Consider the following 26024-nt stretch of genomic DNA (forward strand, 5'->3'; position numbering starts at 1 on the left):
TTGTCTGTGTGCGGCGTGTCCCCCCACCCCGACCCTCCCCCGCTGAGCGGGGGAGGGAGATGGAGCGTCCCTGTTCCCTCCCCCGCCCAGCGGGGGAGGGTTAGGGTGGGGGCGAGCGGTGGCGCCTTTACGACGCGCGCGGCTCGACGATCATGCGGCCGCCCATCTCCATGTGCAGGGCATGGCAGAACCACTGGCAATAGTACCAGTGCACGCCCGGACGCTCGGCGACGAAGGTGACCGAGCTGGTCTGCTGCGGCCCGATCTCCATGGCGATGCCGTGGTTCGACAGGGTGAAGCCGTGGGCCAGATCGTCCACATCGTCCATGTTGGTGAGGTAGACGGTCACCTCGTCGCCCTGCTTGACCGTGAACTCCTCGAGCCCGAAGGCTGGGGCGCGCTGCCACATGTAGACGCGGACCTTGTTGCCGTCGCGGATGACCTTGGCGTCATCCTCCAGGACCACGCCGTCCTTCTTGGCCTGCTGCCGGGCCTCTTCCCACATCGGATCGTCGCGGGTGTAGACGCTCTTCGGGTTCAGCTTGGAGCGGTGGACGATCAGCGTGTCGTGCGGCTCGGCGTAGGTCGGGCCGTCGTGCACCAGCTTCATCTCGTCGCCCGAGATGTCGATGAGCTGGTCGTTCTCCGGCTTGCTCGGACCGACGTTGAGGAACCGGTCCTTGGAGAACTTGTTCAGCACGACCAGCCACTTGCCGTCGGCCTCCTTGGTCTGCCCCATGGAGGAGTGGGTGTGGCCCGGCTGGTAATGCACGTCCAGCTTCTGGATGATCGGATCGACCTTCTCGCCCTTGTAGGCGCGCTTGGCCTTGTCGATGTTCCACTTCACGATCTGGCTGTCGAGGAACAGCGTGGTGTAGCCGTTGCCCCGCGCGTCGTAGGCGGTGTGCAGAGGCCCGAGGCCCAGTTGCGGCTCGGCCACGATGACGTCCCGCGGCTTGATCTTGTCGGCGAACAGGTCGTCCAGCAGGCGGACGTCCATCACCGAGACGGTCGGCGACAGCTTGCCGTTGATCGTGACGTGGATGCCATCGGGTGCGGCGTTGATGCCGTGCGGGCTGTTGGGGATCGGCACGTAGCGGGTGAAGGGCGAGCCGTGGCGGCCGTCCACGACCGGAACGCCGTTCATCACCTCGACCTTGCCGGCCTTAACCGCCTCTTCGATGCGCTTGATGTTGAAGATGACGATCCAATCCTGCTCGTTCGCCGTCATCTCCGCCGTGGTCACGCCGGATTCGGAGTTGTAGCAGGTCGAGAAGGCGTATTTGCCCTGATAGTCCGCCTCGGTGTTGTCGAGGTTGCCGTCCACGCGGACCTGCCACGACACCTTCATGCTGTCGCCGTCGATGGCGGAGAAGTGCGTGCGGTAGTTCTTCGGGTCGATGTTCTTGCCGTCGTTCGGCATCGGCACGAGCTGCTCCGCGTTCGCGAAGACGTAGCCGGTGCGCGGGTACTTCTGCAGGCGCAGGCCGTGGATCGCCGAGACGTTCGGGATCTCGATGACCTTGTCGACCTTCATGATGTCGCAGCGGATGCGGGCGACGCGGGTGTTCGCCTTGTCGTTCACGAAGATGTAGCGGCCGTCGTAGGTGCCGTCCGTGAAGGACATGTGCGGGTGGTGGAGGTCGCCGTTCAGCCAGGTGCCGCCATGGTTCGCCAGATACTTGCGCGTGTCCTCCGACAGCCCGTCGTTCAGGATCTTCCGGCTCTCGTTGGTCAGGCCCCAGCCGGAGGCGCTGCAGCGGTTGAACACCGGGATGCGGTGCAGTTCGCGCATGCTGGGCAGGCCGAGGATGCGAAGCTCGCCCGACTGGCCGCCGGAGTGGAAGACGTAATACTCATCGAGGTCGCCGGGCTTCACCTCGTACTTCTGGTTGCCCGATCCGGCGGCCTGGGCCGGCGCCGCGCCGAACAGCGCGCTGCCCGCCGTGCCGCCGGCCACCGCGCCGGCGATTCCCGCCAGCGCTGCCGCCTTGGCCGTTCCCCCCAGAAGATCGCGGCGGTTCACTCCCGTCCGCTCAGCCTTATCGTTCGACATGGTCAGCTCCTTCGATGTCCCCTCAACGGGGCTTCAGATTCGACCCGGTGGGTCAAAGTCCTTCCGGCCGGACGGACAGGTGTCCGGTCGCAGGATCGGTGTTCAGCACGGCGGCGCGGGGTTTGGCCTCGGCAGCCGTGCCGGCCCCCGTGCTGGTGGAATGGGTGGCGTCGCGGCGCTCCCGCTTCAGGCGCTTCTGGATCATGACCGGGCATTTGCGGTCGTGGTGGTAGAGCACCTGGCAGTGGAGGCACTGGATGCATTCGTTGGGGTTGATCGACCCGTCGGGGTGGATCGCCTGGACCGGGCATTCGTTGGCGCAGCGCCGGCAGGGGTTGCCGCATTCCTTGTAGCGGCGCAGCCAGTCGAACATCCGCAGCCGGCCGGGGATGGCGAGCGCCGCGCCCAGCGGGCACAGGTAGCGGCAGAAGAAGCGCTCGATGAACAGGCCGGCGGCGATCAGAGCCACGGCGAACAGGACGAACCACCACTCGCGCACGAAATGCAGGATGATCGCGGTCTTGAAGGGCTCGATCTCCGCCGCCTTCTCCGCCGTCGCCAGCGAGGTCAGCGACAGGCCGAACAGCAGCAGGAAGATCATGTACTTGATCGGCCACAGCCGCTGGTGCAGCCCGAAGGGCACCGTGATCTGCCGCACGCCGAGCTTCTTGGCCGCCTTGGAGGCCAGCTCCTGCAGCGCGCCGAACGGGCACAACCAGCCGCAGAAGGCGCCCCGGCCCCAGAACAGCAGCGACGCGGCGACCGAGAACCACAGGATGAACACCAGCGGGTCCATCAGGAAATAGTCCCAGCGGAAGTCGGTGCGCAGCGCGTTGGCGAAGGTCAGCACGTTGACCACCGACAACTGCGCCGTCGCGTACCAGCCGAGCCAGACCAGCGTGAAGACCAGGAACCCGGTGCGCACCCGCTCGTAGAGGGCCGGGCGCTTCACGAGCTGGTCTTGGAAGAAGAAGATGCCGGTCAGCAGCAGGATGGCGACCGCCACCACGGCGATGTCGAACAGCCGGCTTTCCCAGATGCGCCGCCACAGCGGGGTTTCCTCGGCGGCCTCCGGCTCCACCGGCGCTACCGACACGGGCGCCACCGTCGCGGCGGCGGGGGGAGCAGCCACCGGCTCGGCCTTCAGGAACTTCTCCGGCGGCTGGTAGCCGAGGTCGAAGGTGACGAAAGCCTTGTCGAGCGCGGCGGTCGCACGCTGCACCAGCAGTTGCAGGCGCCACGGGTCGGCAGGGTTGAACCCGGCATTCTCGGGGATGATGAACAGGCCGATTTCCGCGAAGTCCGGCGCCCCCGCCGCAGCCAGGGAGCCCAGCCGCTTGTGCAGGCGGTCGCGGAAGCGGATCGCGCCCTCGTGCTGCACCAGCTCGAAGCGGTCGAAGATGCCGCCGCGCACATAGCCCGAGCCCTTGAAGGAATAGCGCCCCTGCCCGGCCACGACGATGGCGTGCTGGCCCGGCTTCAGCCGCTGCACCAGCGTCTCGTACTCCGCGTCGCCCAGCAGGGAGCGCCCGACGGCGGGAATGGTGGCGAGCGCCGCGTAGAGGTCGATGAAGCCATCGTTGGGCTCGCCGGGTTCGGGGCGGGCGATGGCCTCGGCCTTGCCGGTGCGCTCGAAGGCGGCGTTCACCTCGCCCACCGTCAGGGACAGGCGGCGGACGGAGCCGTCCCCGACCAGCGTCGTCCAATCCTCAATTCCGGTCTTGGACAGGTCGAGGCTGCGGGCCACGGTCGGCGCGGCTTCCGCCGCCCCCGGCGCGCCCAGCGCCTGCAACACCTTCTTGCCGGAGCGGATGATGGAATCGCCGATCACCATCACCGTCACGGTGGCGCCGGACACGATGTCCACCGGCGGGCTGGACGCGCTCTGCGAGGCCAGCGCCAGCACGTTCTTGCCGACGTAGCCGTCGATGAAGGCGTTGACCTTTGCGGGCGGGATGCCGATCAGGACGATGGGCTCGTGGTGGTCCACCAGCTTCGCCCCGGTCACCGTGCCGTCCGGCGCCAGCCCGACCATCACATGGATCGGACGACCCGAATAGCCGGTCGTGTTCACGAAGTCGGAGGTCAGATAGGCATGGCCGACCAGCGCGCCGCCCTTGTGGATGGGCACCACGGGCGCGTTCGGCAGGGGTGTGCCGAAGCGGTCCGCCCCGGCGGCGAGGTCGCCCGGCTGCACCGTGCCGAGATACCGTGTCAGCAGCGCTTCGGCGGCGTCTGCCGTGCCGAACCCGGCCAGCAGAATCAGCAGCCCCACCACAAGCGCGCGTGTTCTCCGCAAGATGTCCGCGACCATCACCCTTGCCCTGAAGTCTTGATCTTGATCAAGAGGCCGCAGGCCCCGTTGACACCGTCATGAGACCACAGGCTCGGGGACCTGCTCTTGACCGGCGTCAATTCGGTGAAAATGATTTCCGACTACCCTCTTCCCGACGTTCCGCGTTCCATGACCGTGCGGAACAGAAGATTGTATTTTACGCAAACTGTTTTTGGAGTTGAGGTGACGCCATGCCGCTGCTGCGCCACGAGCCTCAGGGCGGGGTCCGCTCGCTGGACGAACTTCTCGGCGTCGCACTGGCTCTGGAGCAGGAGGCGGTGCGCCGCTACACGCAGTTGGCGGCCCTGATGGACCAGCGCGGCGAGACCGACACCGCCGCCACCTTCCGCGCCCTGATCGCGGAGGAGCAGGACCATGTCCGGGCCGTGGACGGCTGGGCGCGCAGCCTTGGCCGTCCCTCCCCCGACGCTCCGGCCTTCCTCTGGCGGCTGCCGCCGGAGCTTGCCGCCTCCTGGGACGAGCTGACCGAGCGGACCCGCCTGACGCCCTACCAGGCGTTGTCGCTGGCGGTGCTCAACGAGCAGCGCGCCTTCGCCTTCTACAGTTACATTTCCGCAAGCGCGCCGGACGAGCCGGTCCGCACCCACGCCGAGGCGCTGGCCCGCGAGGAACTCCGCCACGCCGCCCTGCTCCGCCGCGAACGCCGCAAGGCCTTCCGACGCGAGCGCGGCCAAGCGGAGCGCAAGCCCGCCCGCGCCGACACGCCTGCGGAACTGGAACGGCTGGTCGTCGCCCTGCTGTCCGCCACCGCCGCCGAGCACACGGCTCTGGCGGTGCGCCTGCATGCCCTGGGCGACGGCGAAGGCGCCGCGCTGCTGACCCGCATCGCCGCGGAGGAGCGGGCGCTGATCCCGTTCGACTCCGGGGCACCGCCGTCGCGGGCGTCCGCTCCTGAAGACGCCCCCACCTGCCTGAGTGCGGCGGTCGCCGCCTCCGAACGCCTCGCCGAAGCCTTTGCCGACGTCGCGGCGCAGGCCACGGACGAGATGGTCCTGACCGAGTCCCTGCGCCTTCAGGAGGCCGTGGTCGGCCACCTCGCCCTGCTGGCGGAGCGGCTCGACGCGGCGGGGTGAGGACCTACCCCACCACCTGCCGGTACAGCGCCGGCAGCGCCTTCGTCAGATGCGTGACCTGCGGGAAGATCGCGTAGCCGCCCCGCCCGAACAGGTAGGGGAAATAGTCGCGGGCCTCGGCGTCCACGGTGATTCCGAACAGGGCGATGCCCTGGCGGCGCGCTTCCTGGATCGCGACGCGGGTGTCCTCGATGCCGTAGCGCCCCTCGTAATGGTCCACGTCGTTGGGCTTGCCGTCGGACAGCAGGATCAGAAGGCGGTGGCGGTTGGGCCGCTCCGCCAGACGCGCCGCGGTGTGGCGCAGCGCCGCCCCCATGCGGGTGTAATGGCCGGGCTTCAGCGCTTGTACGCGGCGCTGCACCCGGGCGCTCAAAGGTTCGTCGAACTCCTTGACCGTCTGCACCCGCACCCAGTCGCGCTTCTTTGACGTGAAGGCGAAGATCCCGTGCGGATCGCCGCAGGCGTTCAGCCCGTTGGACAGGGCCAGCAGGGCTTCCTTCTCCACGTCCAGCACGCGGCGCCCGTCCACCCAGCCGTCGGTGGAGAGCGAGGTGTCCACCAGAACCGCCACCGCCAGATCGCGCGCCGCGTTGCGCGCGGCCTGATAGACCCGGTCGCTGCCGGCCCCGCCCGCGCGATGGTCGGCGCAGCGGCGCACCAGCGCGGTCAGGTCGAGGTCGTCCCCGTCCGGCTGGCCGGTGAAGACGGTGCGCTTGGGGCGCAGAGCCTCGAACTGGCGGCGCACCTGCCGGATGCGGCGCAGCGCGGCCTCGTCGGGCGCCCAGTCCTCCCCTTCCTCCGACGCCGGCTCGGCGACGACGCGGCAATGGGCGGGGTGGTAGGCGCGGCGGCGATGGTCCCATTCCGGGTAGGTCAGCACCGCCGTCAGCGGCGCCGCGTCCACGGCGGCGGGCGCCAGATCCAGGTCCAGCTTCAGGCGGGTCGAAGGTTTGCGCTGGTGCTGGGCGAGCGCGATCTCCTCCATATCGTCGGCGGCTTGGCGGGCGCCCTCCTCGTCGTCGTCATCGACCGGGCGGGGGATGTTCATCATCTCCGCCAGCCCGAACAGCTTCTCGAAGCGGTTGAGGATCAGCGGGTCGTCCCGCTGCACCTGATCGCTGTCGCGCCGCTTCGCCTTCCGGCGCTGGCCATCGCCTTCGGGGGGTGCGGAGGACCCCTCCTCCACCGCGGCGTCCGGGGCCGCCGCCACGCCGTGCGGGACCGCCGGACCCGCGACCTCGCCCCACAGCGGCACCGGCAGGAAGGGCTTGTAGCCCACCGGCGCGGCGAAGCGGTCGAGCGGGACGGACGCATCCAGCACCGCCCCTCCGCCGCCCGCGCCGAGGAGGGCCAGCACGGCGGCCTCCACCGCGGCCTCCTCCTTCGGCAGGGAGCGCTTGGGACGGGCGGCGAGCAGCGCCGCGCACAGCTCCGCATGGAGCCGCGCCAGCCCCGGCCAGCGCGCGAGGACCCGCGCCGTGGTCGCCTGGGCCTGCCGCAACGCCCACACGTCGGCCCGCAGGGGGTCGGCGGGCGGCTCGCCGGCGGCTTCCGCGTGGGCGAAGTACGCGGCCAGCCACTCGTAGAGCCGCTCGTTCAAGGCGGCGTCGGGGAACACGTCGAGCGCAGCGGGCAGTTGCAGCACGTCGCCATCCAGCGCGGGCCGCTCCAAACGTTCGGTGCCCAGGCCGATGCGCTCCAGAACCGACAGGCGGTGGCCGGAGGACGCCCGCGCCGCGGCGGCCAGCCGCACGCCCCGGTCACCGCCCAGCCCGCGGAAGAACACGCCCAGCCGGGGCCGGATCGACTCCAGCGTCACGGCGGCGTCCGGGTGGCGCGGCAGGCTCGACCGGCCGCCGACCAGACGGTGCCAGTGGCGGCCGATGAATTCCTCGGGCTCGAACAGCTCCAGCATGGCCAGTTTCCCTATCCCAGGGCGATGTCGGCGACGCGCAGCAGCGCCTGCCGCACGTCGGCGTCGTCGGTCAGCGGTTCGATCAGCGCGGTGCGGATGGCCCGCTCGGGCTTGACGCCGGAACCGATCAGCGTGGCGCAGTAGACCAGCAGGCGGGTGGAGACGCCCTCCTCCAGATCCTGGCCCTTCAGCGCGCGCAGCGCGCCGGCCAGCCGGACCAGCGGGACGACGCGCCCCTCCGGCAGGCCGCTCTCGCGGGCCACGATGGCGGTTTCGTCCTCGGGCGCCGGGAAATCGAACTCGATGGCGAGGAAGCGTTGGCGGGTGCTGGGCTTCAGCGTCTTCAGGACGTTCTGGTAGCCGGGGTTGTAGGACACCACCAGCATGAAGTCGTCCGGCGCCTCCAGCAGTTCGCCCGTGCGGTCGAGCGGCAGCAGGCGGCGGTCGTCGGTCAGCGGGTGGAGCACGACGGTCACGTCCTTGCGCGCCTCCACCACCTCGTCGAGGTAGCAGACGGCGCCCTCGCGCACGGCGCGGGTCAGCGGGCCGTCCGCCCACACCGTGTCGCCACCCTTCAGCAGGTAACGGCCCGTCAGGTCGGCGGCGGTCAGGTCGTCGTGGCAGGACACGGTGTAGAGGGGGCGGCCCAGACGTGCCGCCATGTGCGACACGAAGCGGGTCTTCCCGCAGCCCGTCGGGCCTTTCAGCAGCAGGGGCAGGCGGTGACGGAAGGCGTGCTCGAACAGCTCGCACTCGTCGCCGACGGCCTTGTAGTAGGGGATGTCGAGGTCGTCCGCGACAGCCTTCAGGGCGCTGCGGGTCATGGGTGTCTCCTCGAAGAACGGAAGGCGGAAAAGGAAGGTCCCCTCCCCCGGCGCGCGGAGGAGGGGAAGACCCTGGTCACTCGGCGGGCTGGACGGCGCCGCCGACCCCGGTCTTGCCGGCCTTCCGGGCCGCCGGCACCGGACCCAGCAGGGCGTAGAGGTAGAGGATGGCGCCGATGAACACCGCGGCACCCGAGGCCAGACGCACCCAGTAGAAGGGGGCGATCTCCGCCTGGACGGTCATGTAGTCCATGCCCATCACGCGCTGGAGGTGGACCTGCACGACCCCGGCGAAGGTCAGGGCGAAGGTCATCACCGTCATGCCGCCGGTCATCAGCCAGAAGCTGGCCTTGTTGAGGGCCTGATGGTAGGGCGCGACGCCGCGCAGATGCGGCATGGCGTAGCTGAAGATGGCGAGGTTGATCATCGCGTAGGCGCCGAAGAAGGCCAGATGCCCGTGCGCCGCCGTCACCTGCGTGCCGTGGGTGTAGTAGTTGACCCAGGACAGCGTGTGCAGGAAGCCCCAGACGCCCGCCCCCAGGAAGGCCGTCACCGCGCAGCCGACCGACCACAGCAGGGCCGCCTTGTTCGGGTGATCGCGCCCGCCCTTCAGCACCATCTTCACCGCAAAGACGACCATGAAGAAGAAGGGGGCGACCTCCAGCGTCGAGAACAGCGAGCCGATCCACTGCCAGTAGCCCGGCGTGCCGATCCAGTAATAGTGGTGCCCGGTTCCCAGCAGGCCGGAGAAGAGGGCCAGCCCGACGATGGCGTAGAGCCACTTTTCGACGATCTCGCGGTCGACGCCGGTCATCTTGATCATGAGGAAGGCGAGGATGGAGGCCATCACCAGCTCCCACACGCCCTCGACCCACAGATGGACGACGTACCACCAGTACATCTTGTCCAGCGCGAGGTTGGTCGGGTTGTAGAAGGAGAACAGGAAGAAGATCGCGATGCCCCACAGCCCCATCACCAGGATGTTGGTGATGACCGTGCGCCGGCCCTTCAGCACCGTCATGGAGATGTTGTAGAGGAACAGCAGCGCCACGACGACGATGGCGACCTTGATCCACGTCGGCTGTTCCAGGAATTCGCGCCCCTCGTGGATGCGGAAGACGTAGCCGACGACGGCGGCCAGCGCGCCGAACATGAACAGGCCGAACTGGATGTAGGCCAGCTTCGGGCTGTGCAGTTCACGCTCCGCCTCCTCCGGGATCAGGTAGTAGGCGGCGCCGAAGAAGCCCATCAGAAGCCACACGATCAGCGCGTTCGTGTGGATCATGCGCAGGACGTTGAAGGGAAGCAGTTCCGACAGGACGTTGGGCAGCACATAGACCGTGCCGGCCAGCAGGCCGACCAGGAGCTGCACACCGAACAGGGCCAGCGCGCCGTAGAAATAGGGCAGCGCGACCTTTTGGGATTCGTATTTCATGGCCTTTCGTCCTTCGTCAGCCGGAAATCTTGGGCGGCCAGTTCTGGGTGTTGATGCGGCTGGTCCACTCCAGGAAGTCGGCGAGGTCGTTGACCTCCTGCTCCGTCAGATTGAACTGCGGCATCTGGCGGCGGCCCTCGACCCCGCTGGGCTGGGCGGCCATCCAGCCGGCCAGAGCGGCGCGTGCGCCTTCCGGGTCCTTGTCGCCGCCGTAGCGAATCCAGACATTGCCCAGTTCCGGCGCGAAATAGGCGCCCTCGCCCAGCAGCGTGTGACAATTGATGCAGGAGTGCTTCTCCCACACATGCTTGCCGCGGGCGACGCCGTCGGTCAGCCCCTTGCTGTCGGTGCCGGTGTTGACGACGTAGATGTGGCTTGCCGCCGTCAGCGAGACGAAGGCGGCGAAGAAGAAGAGCGATCCGCCGTAAAAGATGTTTCGGGCGGCCGCTTTGGTGAAGCGTTCCGTCATGCGTCCGTTTCTCCTGGGTCAGGCCTTCGTGGAACGGATGGCCTTGAGCAGCGCTGGCCGTGCGCCCACTGCCCGTGTGTCATGCCGGAGAAAGTTGACTGATTTGGTCTGGCTATCCTTGACGGCGGTCAAGCGGCTGCAATCATCGGTGCGATGGCGTGGATTCCGAAGATCGCGGCGCCGAGCAGAGTGAGCATCACGCGGAACAGCGTCCGCCAGCCGGGACCCGCGCGCCTGAGATCCAGGAAATGGGTGAGGATCTGGTCGGCCTTGAAATTCGCGGCGGCGAGGACGAGACCGGCCCCGAGCAGGCCGAGGCTTCCATCGCCTCCGGCGCGTCCGGCCCACAGGGAAAAGGCGGTGAGCGTCATCAGGACCGCCCAGGTGCGTGTCAGGGCTGTCATCGCTCACCTCAGCAGATAGATGATGGGGTAAAGCAGGACCCAGATCAGGTCCACCATGTGCCAGAAGGCGGCTCCGGTCTCCATGTTCTCCAGGCTGTCCCACCGCGTGACGACGGCCAGGACCACGATCCCCGCGGCGACGTGCATCGCGTGGAAGCCGGTCATCAGATAGTAGAGCTGGAAGAAGGTGTCGGTCTCCACCGTGAGTCCCTGGGCGATCTTGTCACCGTACTCGACGGCCTTGATGCCGAGGAACACCGCGCCGAGCGCCATCGCGCCGAGCATGGCGCCCCGGTGGGGGCGGTCCACGGCCCGGCGCCGCACCGCGACCGCCACCAGCCAGCCGCTCGTCACCAGCACCATGGTGTTCAGACCGCCGAGAAGCCGGTCGAGATGAGCCTGCGAGGCGTCGAAGCCCGCGGGGTCGAGGGCGCGCGCCACCGTGAAGCCGATGAACATGGCGCCGAAGGCCGCCAACTCCCCCAGGATGAGAATCCACATCATCGGGTTGCCGGGCAGGCTGGACAGCGGTCCCCAATCGGCGCCCCCCGTGTCCTCCTCCCCGTCATGCGACACGCCGAGCCCCATCGGCTGTGCTTGTGTCTCCGTCACTCTTCCCTCGCTTTTTGAATAACGACCGGAGGGGATCATGCGGCGGGGTGCGGCTTCCGTCTTTGCCCGGGGGCAAACCCGCGGCCCGCAGCCGATCGATGACGGCGCGCCGCGGAACGAACCTTCATAATTGGGACAAAAGTAAGCCAAATAAAAAATGAGAAGCGGGCCAAACTTTTTTCAACTTCTTGACGGCCGTCAAGTAACGAAGACACGGAACCGGGGATGTTCGCTCCAGAAGCAACACACTTCCCGGATCGCATCATGAAAACCAAGACCTTCCTCGCCACCGTCAGCGCCGCCGCCCTCTTCGCCCTGTCGGGGGCCCTGACCGGGGTTGGCGCCGCATCGGCCACCACGCTGTACGCCGAGCCGAAGGTCAAGGAACCGACGGTCGACATCGTCCAGGACCCCGCGGCCGTTCCGGCCCCGGAGGCGGCGGGCAAACGCGCCCCCAAGACGCACAACGTCGTGCTGACCACGACCGAGGTCGAAGCCCGGCTGGATGACGGCACGACCTACACCTACTGGACCTTCAACAACAAGGTCCCCGGCCCGATGGTCCGTGTCCGCGTCGGCGACACGGTGAACGTGGCCATGACGAACGCGCCGGGGTCGATCATGAACCATTCCGTGGATTTCCACGCGGCCACCGGCTTCCTCGGCGGCGGGCAGATCACCCAGGCGGAGCCGGGCCAGACCAAGGAGTTCTCGTTCAAGGCGATGGCGCCGGGTGTCTATGTCTATCACTGCGCCACGCCGATGGTTGCCCAGCACATCGCCAAGGGCATGTTCGGCCTGATCGTGGTGGAGCCCGAGGGCGGCCTGCCGAAGGTCGACAAGGAATTCTACGTCATGCAGCAGGAGATCTACGCCGCCAAGGCGAAGAACCTGCCGACCGCGGAGGACGATTACGACGGCCTTGTGAACGAGAAGCCCGGCTATCTGGTGTTCAACGGCGCCGTGGGTGGTCTGGTGAAGGACAAGCCGTTGAAGGCCAACGTGGGCGAAACCGTGCGCATCTGGTTCGGCGTCGGCGGGCCGAACTTCACCTCGTCGTTCCATGTCATCGGCGAGATCTTCGACCGCGTCCACAATCTCGGTGACCTGGATTCCCCGCCGCTGAAGAACGTGCAGACGGTCACGGTGGCGCCGGGCGGGGCGACGATGGTGGAGTTCAAGGTCGATTATCCCGGCAAGTACGCGCTGGTGGATCACGCGCTGAGCCGCGCCACCAAGGGCCTGATCGGCATCCTGGAGGTCGAAGGCAAGCCGGACGACAGCATCATCCTCGACAAGAGCGGCGACTCCCGCAAGCAGCTCGGCGAGATGAAGCATTGAGCCTGCGCTGATGGGGATGCCGCGACGCGGAAATCGTGTCGCGGCACCCCCCTTCGGGCGGTCACTGATAGCCGCCGTTTTCCGCCCGCTCCCGGGCGGCGTCTTCCTGGGCTTTCGTCAGCTCGTCCTGCGTTCCCGACGGCTGCGTTCCCGACGGCTGGGCATCGGGCTTGCCGGTTGCCGTGTCCTTCTCGGTTTGCGGTTTGGAATCGGTGTCGCGGTTCTCGCCCATCGGGTCATCCTCGTTCGTCAGTCGGGCCGGTGCGGGCCGTCCACCGTTCTCCAACACGCGCGGACGACGGTCCTCTCACCGTTGCTGGCGGTTCTCCCATGGTGGTCGCTCCGAAAACATCGTCAGGAACGATCCCGGAATTCCGCAGTTGACGTCGGGTGACCGTCGCTCCAGCGGAGTTCGAAGCCCATGACGTCGTCCAGCGCCACACGCGATATCCTTGTTGCCGGCCTCCACAACACGCATGCGTTGGAGATGGAGGCCTTGCAGATCATGAACCGCCAAGTCGAGCGGCTCCAGAATTACCCGGAGCTGGAGCAGGCCCTGCGCGCGCACATCCGCGAGACCGAGGAGCAACGCCGCCGCATCGAGGAGGCGATGAGCGAGTTGCAGGCGACCCCTTCGACCATCAAGGAGGCGATCTTCGGCCTCATGGGCAATGTGGCGGCCATCGCGCACACCACGGCCAAGGACGAGATCCTCAAGAACATGTTTGCGAACCACGCGTTCGAGAATTACGAGATCGCCGCCTACAAATCCCTGATCGTCATCGCCGAGGCCGCCGGTTACCGCAACGTCTCGGGCTTTCAGCAGTCGCTCCGGGAGGAAGAGGCCATGGCCCAGAGGATGAAGGACCTGATCGAGCCGATCACCCGCAAATACATCAGTCTGGAACAGCGCGAAACCACGGCCAGCCATTGATGCCGGCTTCCGGGTTCAGGACATTTCAGACAAGGGGTGAACCGCCATGGCCGATCGAAAGACATCCCCCACCCGGAACGCCACGCAGGCCCGCCAGGGCAGCATAGAGCATGTCGGCCGCTATGTGCTCGGGATCGGGCTCCCGCTCGCGATCATCGCCATGATCGTCGTGTACATGCTCGTCTTCTGAGCGGGTCAGCCTCGTGAGGAGGCCGGCGGGCCGGGCTGGGATTCGCCCGGCAGGCGCCGGTTCCGGATGGTCAACCGGTGCGTCAGGAGCAGCGGGTCCGGACGCTCCCCATCCCAGAGCCGGTGCAGCATCCCGACGATGGCCGGGCCGAAATGGTCCGCCGGCACGCGGACGGAGTTCAGCCAGTCGGCGATCCAGGGGTTGATCGGGTTGTCGTCGAAACCGAAGAAGGCCACGTCGCCCGGCACCTCCAGCCCGGCTTCCCGCGCGCGGCGGTAGGCGCCGTAGGCCAGCAGATCGCTCAGGCACACGATCACCCGTGGGCGGTCCGGACGCTCCAGCATCGCCCCCATGGCGTGATAGCCGACCACGATGTGATCCAGCCCCGGCCCGGTGGCGCAGGGGATGGCCGCCGTGTCCACCCCCGCCGCGGCCAGCCGGTCGAACAGCCCGGACAGACGCCAATGCCCGGCGGTGCGGTCCAGCGAGGCGTGCAGCACTCCGATGCGGCGCACCCCGCGCTCCAGCAGGCGGTCGGCGATCTCCGCCCCGGCGCCCGCGTTGTCGATCCCGACATAGGGCGAGGACGGGTCGCCGGGGTCCGGGCGGTTCACGAACACCAGCGTGTCGCCGCCCGCCCGCGCCTCGTCCAGCGCCGGGCTGTCCACCGCGCCCACCAGGATCATCGCCCGGACGAGCTGGGCGCGCATCTCGCGGATGTACTCGTCCTGCACGTCGGCGCGCTCGTGCGTGTCGCACAGCGACATCACCAGCCCCTCCCCGCGCAGCGACCATTCGATGGAGGACGCGATGGCCGCCATCGAGGGGTTCGCGAGGTTGGCGGCCAGGACGCCGACGATCCGGCTTTCCCGGCGGCGCAGCGCCCGCCCGACGCTGCCGGGCCGGTAGCCGAGTTCACGGATCGCCGCCCGCACCCGCTCCGCCGTTTCCTCCGTCGCCTTGTTCGCCACGCCGTTGATGACGCGGGAGGCGGTGGCGACCGACACCCCCGCGCGGGCCGCCACCTGGGCGAGCGACGGGGCGAGCGACACACGCTCCGTGCGCGAGGCTCGGTTGCGGTCGGAAGGCGGGGGCATCGGCACCTCGGTCTGCGCAAGGGGGGTGGCGTCGGGCGGCGGCGTGAAAACCGGTTGCGTAGAGATGCACGCCCGCCTATTGTTTCGGCAAGGGTAATCGATTTCCCTCTGGCATGATATAGGGGGAGAGGCGAATCGCCCACCGAAGCCCGGGCACCAACCGGGCAAGGAAAAGGACGAGGGAGAAGACGCTCATGCCAGCCGAAGGCGCCGACCGCGCCACGGTCGTGGACCCATACGACCATCTGGTCGTGGACCCATATGACCATCTGCATGATGAGAGCTACGCCGACGCCTTCGCACGCGGGCGGGTGGGCGCTGCAATCCTGGTGACCGTCGCCGGGCGGACCGTCGAACCGCTGGACGGGGAGTGGCGCTTCGCCATCGACCCCCACGACGAGGGGTTGCGCCAGACATGGTACGCCGACGAGCCGGTCCCGGCGTCGGAGTGGACCGTCCCGCGCGATTACGACGACGGCTCCTGGCAGACCGCCCCGGTTCCCTCCTGCTGGAACATGCTGCGCCCGGAATGGCGGTATTACGAGGGCGGGGCCTGGTACACGCGGACGCTGGACCACACGCCGGGCGAAGCCGGGGAGCGCATCGTCCTGCATGTCGGCGCTGCCGCCTATGAGGCGCGCGTCTTCCTGAACGGCACCTTCCTCGGCGCGCATCGCGGTGCCTCTACGCCTTTTTGCATCGAGCTGACCGGGCATCTGCGCCCCGGCCCGAACCGTCTCCAGATTCAGGTGGACAACGGGCGCCGGGGCGACCGGGTGCCGATGCGCCACACGGACTGGTTCAACTACGGCGGCCTGTACCGCTCCGTTGCTCTGCTGCGGCTGCCGCCGGTGTTCATCCGGGACTTCGGCGTGGCGCTGGTGCCGGGCAGCGGCTTCCGCCGCGTCGCCGTGGACGTCGCCCTGTCCGACCCGGTGGACGGCACGGCGACCGTCGCCATCGACGGGCTGCTGCCCCCCACCCCCATTCCCGTCTCCGGCGGGCGCGGCCGGGTGGAACTGGACCTCGCCCCGGAGCTGTGGTCGCCGGACTCGCCCCGCCTCTACGGCGTCACCCTGCGCTTCGGCACCGATTCCGTGGCGGACCGCATCGGCTTCCGCGAGATCGCCGTGGCGGGGGAACGCATCCTCCTCAACGGGCGCGACATCACCCTGCGCGGCGTGTCGGTGCACGAGGACGACCTTCTGCACGGCAAGACCAGCGGCGAGGCGGACATCCGCCGCCGCTACGCGGACGCCAAGGCGCTGGGCTGCAACTTCCTGCGCCTCGCCCACTACCCGCACGACCCGCGCGCGGCGGCCATCGCCGACGAGGTGGGGCTGATGCTGTGGTCGGAAATCCCCGTCTACTGGGCCATCGACTTCGCCAACCCCGACACCTACGAGGACGCCGCGAACCAGCTTGCGGAGCTGATCGCCCGCGACCGCAACCGGGCCGGCACGATCCTGTGGGGCGTGGGGAACGAGAACGCCGACACCGACGCCCGCCTGTCCTTCATGGCGCGGCTGGCCGCGCTGGCGCGCCGTCTGGACCCGACGCGGCTGGTGACCGCCGCCTGCCTGATCGACCGGGAACGCTTCGCCATCGCCGACCGTCTGGCCGCGCATCTCGACGTGATCGGCCTCAACGAGTATTTCGGCTGGTACGAACCGTCCTTCGACGGGCTGCGCCGGCTGCTCGCCAACTCCGCCCCCGGAAAGCCGGTGGTCATCTCCGAATTCGGGGCCGACGCCGTGGCGGGCCTGCGCGGCGGTGAGCGCGAACTCTTCACCGAGGACTGCCAGGAGGCGGTCTACCGCGAACAGCTCGCCATCCTCGCCACCGCATCCTACGTGCGCGGGATGACGCCCTGGATTCTCTACGATTTCCGCACCGAGCGGCGGCAGACCGCCTTCCAGCGCGGCTGGAACCGCAAGGGACTGATCGCCGAGGACAAGACCACCCGCAAGCGCGCCTTCGCCGTCCTCGCGGCGCATTACCGGGCGATGGCCGACGCCGAGGCGACGCCGCACACCGAGCCAGCCAAATCACGATAACCGGAGGAACCGTCATGTTCGCGTTGAACCGCCGCCACGCCGCCCTTCTCGCCGCCGCCGTCGCAACCGTCATGGGCCTGACCCTTGCCGGGCCGGCCGCCGCCAAGACCACGCTGCGCCTCGGCCACGGGCTGGCCAAGGGCCACCCGGTGGACGTCTCCCTGGACGAGTTCGCCAAGCTGGTGCGCGAGCGCAGCAAGGGCGACCTGGACATCAAGGTGTTTCCCGCCGGCCAGCTCGGCCAGCAGCGCGAACTGATCGAGCAGATGCAGAACGGCGCGCTCGACCTCGTGCACGCCAACGCCTCCCCGCTCGCCGCCTTCGAGCCGAGCTTCGGCGTCTACGACATGCCCTTCCTGTTCCGCGACGAAGACCATTTCTTCAAGGTGGTCGACGGTGCGGTGGGCGACGAGATCCTGGCCGCCAGCCGCGCCAAGGCGTTCGTCGGCCTCGCCTACTACGACAACGGCACGCGCAGCTTCTACGCCAACAAGCCGCTGCCCAAGCCGGAGGACATGAAGGGTCTGAAGCTCCGCGTCCAGCCCGGCCCGATCGCCGCGCGCATGGTCAACCTGCTGGGCGCCACCGCCACCCCGCTGTCCTGGGGCGAGGTCTACACCGCGCTGCAATCCGGCGTCGTGGACGGGGCCGAGAACAACGTGACCGCCCTGACGCTGGCCCGCCACGGCGAGGTGATGAAGGTCTACACCCGCGACGAGCACACCCGCGTGCCCGACGTGGTGCTGATCGCCACCGCCACGCTGGACCGGCTGAAGCCGGAGCAGCAGGAGCTGGTGCGTCAGGCGGCCCGCGACAGCGCCAAGGCCCACAACGCCCGCTGGAAGGCCGAGCTGGAGAAGGCCGAGGGCGAGGCCGTGAAGATGGGCGTCACCTTCGTGGACGCGGACAAGGCGGCCTACCGTCAGGTGGTGCAGCCCATGTACGACGACCTGAAGTCCACCCCCGCCCTCGCCACGCTCGCCGACCGCATCCAGGCGGTCAAGTAAGGTCCCGCCCGCCGCGTCGATAGGCCCGCCGCGTCGAAAATAAGGAGCGCACCCATGCTGGCAACCGTCCACCGCACGCTCGACCGGTTCGTGCTCGGTATAACCATACCGCTGACGATCCTCATGCTGGGCTGCGTGGTGTGGCAGGTCCTCGCCCGCTACGCGCTCAACGTTTCGACGTCGGCGACGGACGAGATCGCCCGGTTCGCCTTCATCTGGGTCAGCCTTCTGGGGGCGGCCTACGTGCTGGGCAACCGCGGCCACATCGCCATCACCGGGCTGGTGGATTTTCTGCCGGCCCGGCCCCGCGGGGTCGTGGAGATCGCCATCGCCGCGCTGGTCGCGCTGTTCACGGTGACGATCCTGTGCGGCGGCGGCTGGCTGCTGGTGGACAAGGCGCGCACGCTCGGTCAGGTGACGCCGGCGCTCCAGGTGCCGATGTGGATGGTCTACGCCGTGATACCGCTGTCCGGCGTGCTGACGCTCGTCTACACGGCCATCGCCCTGCTGGAGAGCCTGCGCGAAGGGCCGGGCGTGACCAGCCACGCCGTCTCGCTCGATTGAAGCCCACTCCTTCCGTCGCGGAAACGCAGCCATGGATCTCTCCCCCGCCTTCGTCCTCAGCGCCGCCTTCGTCGCTCTTCTGGCCTTCGGCGTTCCCATCTCCTACGCGACCGGGCTCGCCTCCATCACGGCGCTGCTGACCATCATGCCGCCGCTGCCGGCGATAACGGTGACGGCCCAGCGCATCGCCACGGGGCTGGACAGCTTCGCGCTGCTGGCGATCCCCTTCTTCTTCATGGCCGGGTCGATCATGAACCGGGGCGGCATCGCCCGGCGGCTGATCGACTGCGCCAAGGTCTTCGTCGGCTGGATGCCCGGTCCGCTGGCGCAGATCACCATCCTCGCCAACATGATGTTCGGCTGCGTGTCGGGATCGGCGGTGGCCGCCGCCTCGGCCATCGGCGGCACCATGCAGCCGTCCATGGACAAGGCGGGCTACGACCGCAGCTACACCGCGGCGGTCAACATCTCCTCCTGCATCACCGGGCTGCTGATCCCGCCGTCGGGCGCCTTCATCGTCTATTCGCTGGTGTCGGGCGGCACCTCCATCGCGGCGCTGTTCGTCGCCGGCTATCTGCCGGGCCTCCTGCTGGGCCTGGCCGTGATGATCCCGGCCTGGATGATGGCGAAGAAGCGCGGCTATGCCCGCCTGCCCTCCCCCACGCTGTCGGAGTCCTCGCGCGCCGTGCTGTCCGCCCTGCCCAGCCTGGGGCTGATCCTGGTGGTGATCGGCGGCATCGTCGGCGGCGTGTTCACCGCGACCGAGGGATCGGCCATCGCGGTCGTCTACGCGCTGGCCCTGGCGCTCGCCTACCGGGAGCTGTCGATGGACGACATCGGGCAGATCCTGGTGGACACCATCGTGGCGACGTCGGTGGTCGCGCTGATGGTCGGCACCTCCATGGCGATGGCCTACGTGATGTCGCTGGCCGAGATCCCGCAGATCATCGGCGACTGGGTGCAGTCGGCGGCGGGCAACTGGATCATCGCGCTGCTGCTGGTCAACATCGTGCTTCTGCTGATGGGCACCTTCCTGGACATCACGCCGGGCATCCTGATCTTCACGCCCATCTTCCTGCCGGTGCTGGCGGAGCTGGGGGTGGACCCCGTCCATTTCGGGGTGATCCTGGTCTTCAACCTGTGCCTGGGCATCGTCTCGCCGCCGACCGGCAGCGCCCTGTTCATCGGCTGCGCCGTGGCGCGCGTGTCGATCGAGCAGGTGATCCGGCCCCTGATCCCCCTCTTTGCCTGGAGCACCGCGGCGCTGCTGGTGGTCACCTACGTCCCCGGCCTCTCGCTCTGGCTGCCCCGCCTCTTCGGCCTCATCAAGTAAGCCGCGCCCTGTCCTCAGGAACCGGCCTCATGACATCAGGAGTCCACGCGCCATGCGTACGCTGACCGGCGCCACCCTGGCCGCGCCCGCCCCGTCCCGCGACGGAGCGGAGACCGCCCCCCGGGGAATCGCCTTCGACCTCGACCGCGGCTACCGCCTGACGCTGTTCCCGCTGGGGTCCGCGCTGGCGCGCGTCCTCATCGAACGGCCGGGCGGGCTGCGCGCGCCGCGCACCTGGTCGCTGGCGCCCGAGCTGTCGGGCCAGACCGATCCCGCGCTGGCCGACCCCATCGACGGGCGCGACCGCCGCGACCTGACCGGCTTCCCCGGCACGCCCGCGACGGTTGAGGAAAGCGCCGACTGCGTCACCGTCACCACCCCCGGCTGGCGCGTGGTGGTCCAGCGGTCGCCCCTGGCTCTGCGCTGGTACGAGCCGGCGGCGGAGGGCGACGGCTGGCGCCTCGTGCTGGCCGACCGCCCGACGCAGCCCTATCTGTTCGACCACCGCTCCCCCCGCTTCGCCCATCATCTGGTCAGCCACGCGGGCGAGCGCTACCACGGCTTCGGCGACAAGAGCGGCGGTACGGACAAGCGCGGGCGGCGCCTCGCCATGGGGACGACCGACGCGCTCGGCTACGACGCGGAGACGAGCGATCCGCTCTACAAGCACATCCCCTTCTGCCTCAGCGTGCGCCCGGAGCGCGGCGGGGCGGCGGTGGGCGTCTTCTACGACAACCTGTCGCGCGCCGTCTTCGACCTGGGCCAGACCATCGACGCCTATCACGGCGACTTCATCCGGTTCGAGGCGTCGGACGGCGATCTGGACTGCTACGTCCTGTTCGGCCCGAGCGTCCCGGAGGTGGTGGCCGGCTTCACCGCCCTGACGGGCCGCACCTCCTTCCGGCCGCGCTGGGCGCTCAGCTATTCCGGCTCGACCATGCAGTACACGGACGCGCCGGACGCCGGGGAGCGGCTGCTGGGCTTCCTCGACACGGTGAAGCGGCACGGCCTGCCCTGCGGCTCGTTTCAGATGTCGTCCGGCTACACGATGATCGGCGACAAGCGCTACGTCTTCCACTGGAACCGCGACAAGTTCCCCGATCCGGAGGCGGTGACCGCCAAGTTCGCCGAAGCCGGCGTCCATCTCGTCGCCAACATCAAGCCGGCGCTGCTGAACGACCACCCGAAATTCGCCGAGGTCCAGGGCTTCGGCGGCTTCGTGCGCGACAGCGACGCCCCGGACACTCCCCAGATCACCCAATTCTGGGGCGGCGATGGCGCCTATCTGGACTTCACCAACCCGGCGACCACGCGCTGGTGGATGGCGAACGTCACGAAGGAGCTTCTGGAGCGCGGCATCGGCTCCACCTGGAACGACAACAACGAGTTCGAGATCTGGGACGATGCGGCGGTCTGCGACGTCGCCGGCCATGGCGGCACCATGGCGACGCTGCGCCCGGTGCAGACGCACCTGATGATCCGCGCTTCGCATCTGGCGCAGGTGGCGCACGCGCCGGACAAGCGTCCGTATCTGATCTCCCGCTCCGGCGGGCCGGGTCTCCAGCGCTATGTGCAGACATGGTCGGGCGACAACCGGACGAACTGGAAGACGCTGCGCTGGAACCTGCGCATGGGCCATGGCTTCAGCCTGTCGGGCCTGTTCGACTACGGCCACGACGTGGGCGGCTTCGCCGGTCCCCGCCCGGAGCCGGAACTGCTGATGCGCTGGATCGAGCAGGCGGTGTGGTGGCCGCGCTTCACCATCCATTCCTGGAACGACGACGGCAGCGTCACCGAGCCCTGGACCTATCCGGAGATGCTGCCCCAGGTGAAGGCCGCGCTGGACTGGCGCGAGCGTCTGGTGCCGCTGCTCTACACGCTTCTGTGGCGGGCGCACCGCGACCATTCCCCGGTGATGCGCCCCCTGTTCTACGACTTCCCCGACCAGCCCGGCGCCTATGAGGAGGAGGACAGCACCATGGTCGGCGACCGGATTCTGGTCGCTCCGGTCCTCGATCCCGGCCGGACGGAGCAGGAGGTCTGGCTGCCGGAGGTTCCCGGCGGTTGGTACGACCTGCGCGACGGACGGCGCTACGACGGCGGCGGGCGCGTCACCGTGGCGGCACCGCTGGGCGTCGCCCCGGCCTTCGTCCGGGCGGGCACGTTGCTGCCGCTCGGCCCCGCCCCGTCCTGGACCGAAGGGCCGCTGACCGTCCGCTGCTTCCCCGGTCCGGAGGGCTACGCCCCGCTGACCCTGTTCGACGACGACGGGGAGAGCGTGTGCCGCGACGAATCCGTCTGCCTGCTGACGATCACCGGAACGGACGCGGCTTCCCTGTCGATGAGCCGCGGCGGTGGTCGGGCACCGCGCTGGACATCCCTGTCCATCGAAGAGGCGGACTGCACGGCGGTCGGCACCCTGCCGCTCTGAGCCTGCGGGCGAAAAGGTCAAGCCGCCGGGCGCCCATGCATCGTGATCCGCGATCGCGTGCGTGGGCTGCCCGAGCCTGGGGTGATCCCCGCTTTTTGAACAGTTGGATAAGCTTGGTTCGCCCAGGGTGAAGGGCGGACCCGAAATCGGGAACCAGTTCACCCCCCACTCGATCGATGGGAGGCTCGACCTCCGTTGGCGAGGGGAACTGTTGGAAGGCTCCCAAGTTAATTCTGTGCTGCGCCGCAACATCATGCTGCGAGCGCGATGCCCCGACAGGCTGGGAGGATGCGATGACCATCACGCAATTGCTTCAAAACAGTCCCGCCAAGGCAAACGAACTGTTCGCCAAGCTTTCAGACACCTCCAGCGGTGCGGTGAAAACCCGTGAGAAGCTGCTGGCCGAGTTGAAGGAAGAGCTGGAGGTTCAAGCACGGCTGGAGGAGCAACATCTTTTTCCGGTTCTAAAGAAGCATAGAGAAACCAAGGACCTGGTGGCAGACGCGATCAACGACAACAGGCAGGTTCGCGCGCTGCTGTCCGACCTGGAGCGCACACCCAAGGACGACGAGGGGTTCGCTCAGAAGGTTGTGGCGCTGAGGAAGGTCTTTCAGCAGCACGTCCGCGACGAACGCAAGGAGCTGTTGCCCGCCGTGCGCAAAGCACTGAGCGAGGAGGAAGCGCAGGCGGTGGCCGAGAGGCTGGAGGCTGGCCGTGCCAAGGTCGACGAGGCCAAGCGGGAAGAAGCCGAGGAACGCCGAGCCGCCGCACGCCGCGAACGCGAGGAGGCGGAGCGCCTGCAGGCGGAAGCGGATGCCGAGAAGCAACGCATCCATGAAGCGAGCGCTGCGCTGACGCGCCCAGCCACGGCGATGACGGAGAGCGGCGTGCAGGCGTTGACGACCAGCGGGGCGATGGCGCGGGCCGGAGCCGATGTCGCTACGGAAGCTTCGCGTCAGGCGGCGGGCCTCTTCGGCCAAGCGGCGCAACGGTCGACCTCGGCTATGGTTCGCACGGCCCGTAGCTACACCGACGCGGCGCAGCCGCCAGGCGCCGCTGTACGGACCATGGCCGTCCTGCCGATGGTGGCCGCCGATGCCACCCGTGAGGCGGTCAACGCCTGGATGGACTGGATGAACAAGTCCGCTGAAGCGAACCTCCGCGCGTCTCAACGCCTCGCGCAAAGCGTTACCCCGACCCAGTTCGCCGAGGCGCAGAGCCGATACGTCCAGGACACAACGCAAGCCATGATGGAAGCGGGCACGCGGCTGAGCCAGATCGCCATGCGGGCCATGGGCGGCATGGCACGGAACGCTGCTGACGATGGTGAGACCGCGCCCGGAAAGGGAAACGACCCGCGCTCACGACGATAGGCACGCACGCCGGCGGCCCGTTTCGCTCAAGCCCTGCACCTCCACCATGGGCATGATCTGGTTCGGGACCGGACCCGAACCGAGATACGGCGTCACGGCTGGAATGTTCTTCAGATTGGTACCGAACAGCCGTGGAAGTCCCGAAAAGGCGCACCGGACCTGGACGTCCGGCAGGCTATCCCAATCCTCAGGGATGCGATGCTCGTCGATGAGTTGCCGCGGGATCGGAGCCATGTCTGCGCCGGCAGCGACAATCAGATCCGGGCTGAGGGCTTCGGCCGGAGGCAGGCAGCGTGCGAACTGGATCACGGCGCCGCCCCCCTGGCCGGCGACGAGAAGCAGTCGACCACCTTTCGGTATTTGCGGAAATCCTGGCGATGCAATGACGCGCTCCACATCGGCGGCCACGTCATTGCAGCCATGCTCGCGAATCCCCGGCCAACCGGAGCACTCCGCCGTGACGGGCTCATGTCCGCCGCGGCGCCCCCTTGGTCGGGACAACCTCATCCGGAGGATGCACCATGTCGCACGGAGCAACGCCGCAGGCCACGGAAACAGCCAACCTCCAGGGCGGTGCCTGGCAGTTCGTCGACACATCGCCGGACGTCAGCGGCCTGACGCTGCTGAACGCCCAGAAGGACAACAAGGAACAGGTCGCCTACACGGCGACGTTCGACGATATGGCCCCCGTCGCGGTGAAGGTCTCCCAACTCGCCGCCAACGCCCAGCACCTGTACGTCTACGCCAACCCCACCGTGGTCAATGCGACGGGCAAGGAATGGACCGGCATGCAGACCAGCCTGGTCTCCAGCAACCACGTCACCGCCGACGGCGTCCATCCGCCCTTCGCCCACTTCCATGAAAAGGAGCCCGCGACGCCGACCTGGACCACCCCGACGCTCGGCCCCTTCACCGTCGTCGGCGGCGGCAACAGCACCAAGGGCGTCGTTCCCGGCGGCCCGCACGGGCTGACCGGTGCGGACGAGCTGTACGCCTACGGAACGCTCGGCGCGGGCGGCACCGCGCAGTTCCAGAACCTGGGCATCCACCAGTTCCCCCAATCGGTGAACCAGGGACAGGCGCAGGGCGGCGAGTTCTACATCGTCCACACGCCCAACCACCTGCCCATACACACCAGCCTCACCTACGCCATGCCGAGCCTGCAATCGGTCACCGAGGGCGACGGGAACGACAACGGCCTCACCGGCAACGCCGGCAACGACCTGCTGTTCGGCTATGGCGGCAACGACGGCCTCTTCGGCGGGCTCGGCCGCGACGTGCTGGCGGGCGGCGCCGGGTTCGACCTCCTGAAGGGCGAAGACGGCAACGACTGGCTGTTCGGCGGCGCCAACGAGGACACGCTGGTGGGCGGCAAGGGCAAGGACCTGCTGGACGGCGGAGCCGGCAAGGACGTCGCCTCCTACGAGGGCGAGGAGGCGGCGGTGGCCATCGACCTGTCGGGGCCGATGACCGCCGGGTTCGTCACGGCGAAAGTGGGCGGTGCCGACGAGGACATCCTGATCAACATCGAGGACGTCTGGGGCGGGCTCGGCGACGATGCGCTCACCGGCGACGCCAAGGACAATTTCCTCAAGGGCGGCGCCGGTGCCGACACCCTCAAGGGCGGCGACGGCGACGACCGCCTGCAGGGCGATCCCGGCAAGGACGTCCTGGACGGCGGCTTCGGCACGGATTACGCGGTGTTCTCGGACAACCTGTCCGCATACGAGATCAAGACCACCGGCACCCAGACGACCGTCAGCCACACATCCGACGCCGGGAACGTGGACGTTCTGACCGGGGTCGAGTTCCTGTCCTTCGCCGACCAGACGATCGCGACGCCGAAGGACCCTTCCGCCAACGCTCCCTTCGTACCCGACCCGAACCCGCCCACCAAGGCGCCTCCGGGGTCGAACATGATCAACGGCACGGCGGGGAACGACCCCGGCCTGAACGGCACCGGCAAGGCCGACGGCATCCTGGCGGGCGGCGGCAACGACACCGTTGACGGCAAGGGCGGGGACGACTTCCTATTGGGCGGCGACGGCAACGACGTGATCCAGGGCGGCACGGGATACGACCTGATCCGCGGCGGCCAGGGGCAGGACATGATCCGCGGCGGCGCGGGAGCCGACATCATCTACGCGGACTCCGGGAACGATCAGGTCTGGGGCGACGGGGGCGCGGACCAGCTCTGGGGCGGCCTCGGCGCCGACACGCTGAACGGTGGCGACGACGACGACCTCATCGTCGGCGGGAAGGGTGACGACCTGCTCAACGGCGGGGCCGGGGTGGACGTGTTCGGGTTCTGGCCGGGCGACGGCAAGGACACGGTGACCGGGTTCGAGACCGGCGACAGCCTCGTCTTCAAGGGTTCGAGCGCCGGCGACGTCACCGTCGCCATGAGCGCCAGCGACACCGTCTTCACCTGGGCCACCGGCAGCGTGACGGTCAAGGCGATGAGCGGCATGGCCGAGGGAACCGACTATTTCTTCGTCGGGTAGGGCCGCCCTGGAGATCCAGAACCTGGAGATCCAAAGGGGGGGCATGGCT

Annotated in this window: 22 protein-coding genes; 11 read left to right on the plus strand and 11 right to left on the minus strand. The window is 68.4% G+C overall.

Going from position 1 to position 26024, the window contains the following annotated elements; all coding sequences use genetic code 11:
- Positions 1 to 127: 127 nt before the first annotated feature.
- Both nosZ and DS843_RS12860 read right to left on the minus strand, forming a co-directional pair.
- Positions 128 to 2056 carry a TAT-dependent nitrous-oxide reductase gene (gene nosZ / locus DS843_RS12855; RefSeq protein ID WP_149469281.1) on the minus strand — a complete coding sequence of 643 codons (1929 nt, stop codon included), beginning with the start codon at positions 2054 to 2056 and terminating at the stop codon, positions 128 to 130.
- Positions 2057 to 2108: 52 nt separating this feature from the next.
- A complete protein-coding gene (locus tag DS843_RS12860) occupies positions 2109 to 4370 on the minus strand; it encodes a NosR/NirI family protein (protein WP_149469282.1) in 2262 nt (753 codons plus the stop codon).
- A gap of 212 nt (positions 4371 to 4582) precedes the next feature.
- Here DS843_RS12860 and DS843_RS12865 point away from each other — a divergent pair, with 212 nt between their 5' ends.
- Positions 4583 to 5485: a ferritin family protein gene (locus DS843_RS12865; RefSeq protein WP_149469283.1), complete on the plus strand. Its 903-nt coding sequence runs from the start codon at positions 4583 to 4585 to the stop codon at positions 5483 to 5485.
- Between the two features lie 4 nt (positions 5486 to 5489).
- On the opposite strand, the gene DS843_RS12870 is transcribed toward DS843_RS12865, so the two are convergent.
- From DS843_RS12870 to DS843_RS12895, 6 genes are all read right to left on the minus strand, one after another.
- A complete protein-coding gene (locus DS843_RS12870) occupies positions 5490 to 7400 on the minus strand; it encodes a nitric oxide reductase activation protein NorD (protein ID WP_149469284.1) in 1911 nt (636 codons plus the stop codon).
- A gap of 11 nt (positions 7401 to 7411) precedes the next feature.
- The gene (locus DS843_RS12875) at positions 7412 to 8224 is read right to left on the minus strand and encodes a CbbQ/NirQ/NorQ/GpvN family protein (RefSeq protein WP_149469285.1); all 813 of its coding nucleotides are present in this window, start codon (positions 8222 to 8224) and stop codon (positions 7412 to 7414) included.
- Between the two features lie 76 nt (positions 8225 to 8300).
- Complete coding sequence (locus DS843_RS12880; protein WP_149469286.1) at positions 8301 to 9659, minus strand: cbb3-type cytochrome c oxidase subunit I; 1359 nt, start codon at positions 9657 to 9659, stop codon at positions 8301 to 8303.
- Between the two features lie 16 nt (positions 9660 to 9675).
- On the minus strand, positions 9676 to 10128 hold the full coding sequence (locus DS843_RS12885) for a c-type cytochrome (RefSeq protein WP_149469287.1): 453 nt from the start codon (positions 10126 to 10128) through the stop codon (positions 9676 to 9678).
- Between the two features lie 128 nt (positions 10129 to 10256).
- Entirely contained in the window at positions 10257 to 10532 is a 276-nt protein-coding gene (locus DS843_RS12890; protein ID WP_149469288.1) for a cytochrome C oxidase subunit IV family protein, read from the minus strand.
- 3 nt (positions 10533 to 10535) lie between these two features.
- Positions 10536 to 11144 (minus strand): cytochrome c oxidase subunit 3 family protein, encoded by a 609-nt coding sequence (locus tag DS843_RS12895; protein WP_149469289.1) that lies wholly within the window; start codon positions 11142 to 11144, stop codon positions 10536 to 10538.
- 264 nt (positions 11145 to 11408) lie between these two features.
- On the opposite strand from DS843_RS12895, the gene nirK reads away from it, so the two are divergent.
- Positions 11409 to 12485, plus strand: coding sequence for a copper-containing nitrite reductase (nirK, locus tag DS843_RS12900; RefSeq protein WP_149469290.1), 1077 nt, complete (start codon positions 11409 to 11411; stop codon positions 12483 to 12485).
- A 61-nt stretch (positions 12486 to 12546) separates the two neighbouring features.
- Here nirK and DS843_RS31175 read toward each other — a convergent pair whose 3' ends face one another.
- Complete coding sequence (locus tag DS843_RS31175) at positions 12547 to 12717, minus strand: hypothetical protein (protein WP_167525288.1); 171 nt, start codon at positions 12715 to 12717, stop codon at positions 12547 to 12549.
- A gap of 189 nt (positions 12718 to 12906) precedes the next feature.
- On the opposite strand from DS843_RS31175, the gene DS843_RS12905 reads away from it, so the two are divergent.
- Together DS843_RS12905 and DS843_RS31180 are read left to right on the plus strand one after the other, a co-directional pair.
- Positions 12907 to 13419 (plus strand): ferritin-like domain-containing protein, encoded by a 513-nt coding sequence (locus DS843_RS12905; RefSeq protein ID WP_149469291.1) that lies wholly within the window; start codon positions 12907 to 12909, stop codon positions 13417 to 13419.
- A 46-nt stretch (positions 13420 to 13465) separates the two neighbouring features.
- Complete coding sequence (locus tag DS843_RS31180; RefSeq protein ID WP_167525289.1) at positions 13466 to 13609, plus strand: hypothetical protein; 144 nt, start codon at positions 13466 to 13468, stop codon at positions 13607 to 13609.
- Positions 13610 to 13614: 5 nt separating this feature from the next.
- On the opposite strand, the gene DS843_RS12910 is transcribed toward DS843_RS31180, so the two are convergent.
- Positions 13615 to 14706, minus strand: a complete 1092-nt coding sequence (locus tag DS843_RS12910) for a LacI family DNA-binding transcriptional regulator (RefSeq protein ID WP_149469292.1) — start codon at positions 14704 to 14706, stop codon at positions 13615 to 13617.
- Positions 14707 to 14900: 194 nt separating this feature from the next.
- On the opposite strand from DS843_RS12910, the gene DS843_RS12915 reads away from it, so the two are divergent.
- From DS843_RS12915 to DS843_RS12940, 6 genes are all read left to right on the plus strand, one after another.
- Positions 14901 to 16763 carry a glycoside hydrolase family 2 protein gene (locus DS843_RS12915; protein WP_149469293.1) on the plus strand — a complete coding sequence of 621 codons (1863 nt, stop codon included), beginning with the start codon at positions 14901 to 14903 and terminating at the stop codon, positions 16761 to 16763.
- A 14-nt stretch (positions 16764 to 16777) separates the two neighbouring features.
- On the plus strand, positions 16778 to 17770 hold the full coding sequence (locus DS843_RS12920; RefSeq protein ID WP_149469294.1) for a TRAP transporter substrate-binding protein: 993 nt from the start codon (positions 16778 to 16780) through the stop codon (positions 17768 to 17770).
- A gap of 54 nt (positions 17771 to 17824) precedes the next feature.
- Positions 17825 to 18334, plus strand: a complete 510-nt coding sequence (locus DS843_RS12925) for a TRAP transporter small permease (RefSeq protein WP_149469295.1) — start codon at positions 17825 to 17827, stop codon at positions 18332 to 18334.
- 31 nt (positions 18335 to 18365) lie between these two features.
- Entirely contained in the window at positions 18366 to 19667 is a 1302-nt protein-coding gene (locus tag DS843_RS12930) for a TRAP transporter large permease (protein WP_149469296.1), read from the plus strand.
- 52 nt (positions 19668 to 19719) lie between these two features.
- A complete protein-coding gene (locus DS843_RS12935) occupies positions 19720 to 22098 on the plus strand; it encodes a glycoside hydrolase family 31 protein (protein ID WP_149469297.1) in 2379 nt (792 codons plus the stop codon).
- A gap of 293 nt (positions 22099 to 22391) precedes the next feature.
- Positions 22392 to 23471 (plus strand): hemerythrin domain-containing protein, encoded by a 1080-nt coding sequence (locus tag DS843_RS12940; RefSeq protein ID WP_149469298.1) that lies wholly within the window; start codon positions 22392 to 22394, stop codon positions 23469 to 23471.
- Here the strand turns inward: DS843_RS12940 and DS843_RS12945 are convergent.
- A complete protein-coding gene (locus DS843_RS12945; protein WP_149469299.1) occupies positions 23460 to 23879 on the minus strand; it encodes a hypothetical protein in 420 nt (139 codons plus the stop codon). The genes DS843_RS12940 and DS843_RS12945 overlap by 12 nt on opposite strands.
- Positions 23880 to 23992: 113 nt before the next feature.
- Here DS843_RS12945 and DS843_RS12950 point away from each other — a divergent pair, with 113 nt between their 5' ends.
- A complete protein-coding gene (locus DS843_RS12950) occupies positions 23993 to 25975 on the plus strand; it encodes a calcium-binding protein (protein ID WP_149469300.1) in 1983 nt (660 codons plus the stop codon).
- Positions 25976 to 26024: the final 49 nt, after the last annotated feature.

This window comes from Roseomonas genomospecies 6 (assembly GCF_008365375.1).
Taxonomy (GTDB): Bacteria; Pseudomonadota; Alphaproteobacteria; order Azospirillales; family Azospirillaceae; genus Azospirillum.

Bases quoted from the DNA above. Each gene is read 5' to 3' on its own strand.
- nosZ (WP_149469281.1), bottom strand. From the start codon at position 2,056: ATGTCGAACGATAAGGCTGAGCGGACGGGAGTGAACCGCCGCGATCTT.
- DS843_RS12860 (WP_149469282.1), bottom strand. From the start codon at position 4,370: ATGGTCGCGGACATCTTGCGGAGAACACGCGCGCTTGTGGTGGGGCTG.
- DS843_RS12865 (WP_149469283.1), top strand. From the start codon at position 4,583: ATGCCGCTGCTGCGCCACGAGCCTCAGGGCGGGGTCCGCTCGCTGGAC.
- DS843_RS12870 (WP_149469284.1), bottom strand. From the start codon at position 7,400: ATGCTGGAGCTGTTCGAGCCCGAGGAATTCATCGGCCGCCACTGGCAC.
- DS843_RS12875 (WP_149469285.1), bottom strand. From the start codon at position 8,224: ATGACCCGCAGCGCCCTGAAGGCTGTCGCGGACGACCTCGACATCCCC.
- DS843_RS12880 (WP_149469286.1), bottom strand. From the start codon at position 9,659: ATGAAATACGAATCCCAAAAGGTCGCGCTGCCCTATTTCTACGGCGCG.
- DS843_RS12885 (WP_149469287.1), bottom strand. From the start codon at position 10,128: ATGACGGAACGCTTCACCAAAGCGGCCGCCCGAAACATCTTTTACGGC.
- DS843_RS12890 (WP_149469288.1), bottom strand. From the start codon at position 10,532: ATGACAGCCCTGACACGCACCTGGGCGGTCCTGATGACGCTCACCGCC.
- nirK (WP_149469290.1), top strand. From the start codon at position 11,409: ATGAAAACCAAGACCTTCCTCGCCACCGTCAGCGCCGCCGCCCTCTTC.
- DS843_RS31175 (WP_167525288.1), bottom strand. From the start codon at position 12,717: ATGGGCGAGAACCGCGACACCGATTCCAAACCGCAAACCGAGAAGGAC.
- DS843_RS12905 (WP_149469291.1), top strand. From the start codon at position 12,907: ATGACGTCGTCCAGCGCCACACGCGATATCCTTGTTGCCGGCCTCCAC.
- DS843_RS31180 (WP_167525289.1), top strand. From the start codon at position 13,466: ATGGCCGATCGAAAGACATCCCCCACCCGGAACGCCACGCAGGCCCGC.
- DS843_RS12910 (WP_149469292.1), bottom strand. From the start codon at position 14,706: ATGCCCCCGCCTTCCGACCGCAACCGAGCCTCGCGCACGGAGCGTGTG.
- DS843_RS12915 (WP_149469293.1), top strand. From the start codon at position 14,901: ATGCCAGCCGAAGGCGCCGACCGCGCCACGGTCGTGGACCCATACGAC.
- DS843_RS12920 (WP_149469294.1), top strand. From the start codon at position 16,778: ATGTTCGCGTTGAACCGCCGCCACGCCGCCCTTCTCGCCGCCGCCGTC.
- DS843_RS12925 (WP_149469295.1), top strand. From the start codon at position 17,825: ATGCTGGCAACCGTCCACCGCACGCTCGACCGGTTCGTGCTCGGTATA.
- DS843_RS12930 (WP_149469296.1), top strand. From the start codon at position 18,366: ATGGATCTCTCCCCCGCCTTCGTCCTCAGCGCCGCCTTCGTCGCTCTT.
- DS843_RS12935 (WP_149469297.1), top strand. From the start codon at position 19,720: ATGCGTACGCTGACCGGCGCCACCCTGGCCGCGCCCGCCCCGTCCCGC.
- DS843_RS12940 (WP_149469298.1), top strand. From the start codon at position 22,392: ATGACCATCACGCAATTGCTTCAAAACAGTCCCGCCAAGGCAAACGAA.
- DS843_RS12950 (WP_149469300.1), top strand. From the start codon at position 23,993: ATGTCGCACGGAGCAACGCCGCAGGCCACGGAAACAGCCAACCTCCAG.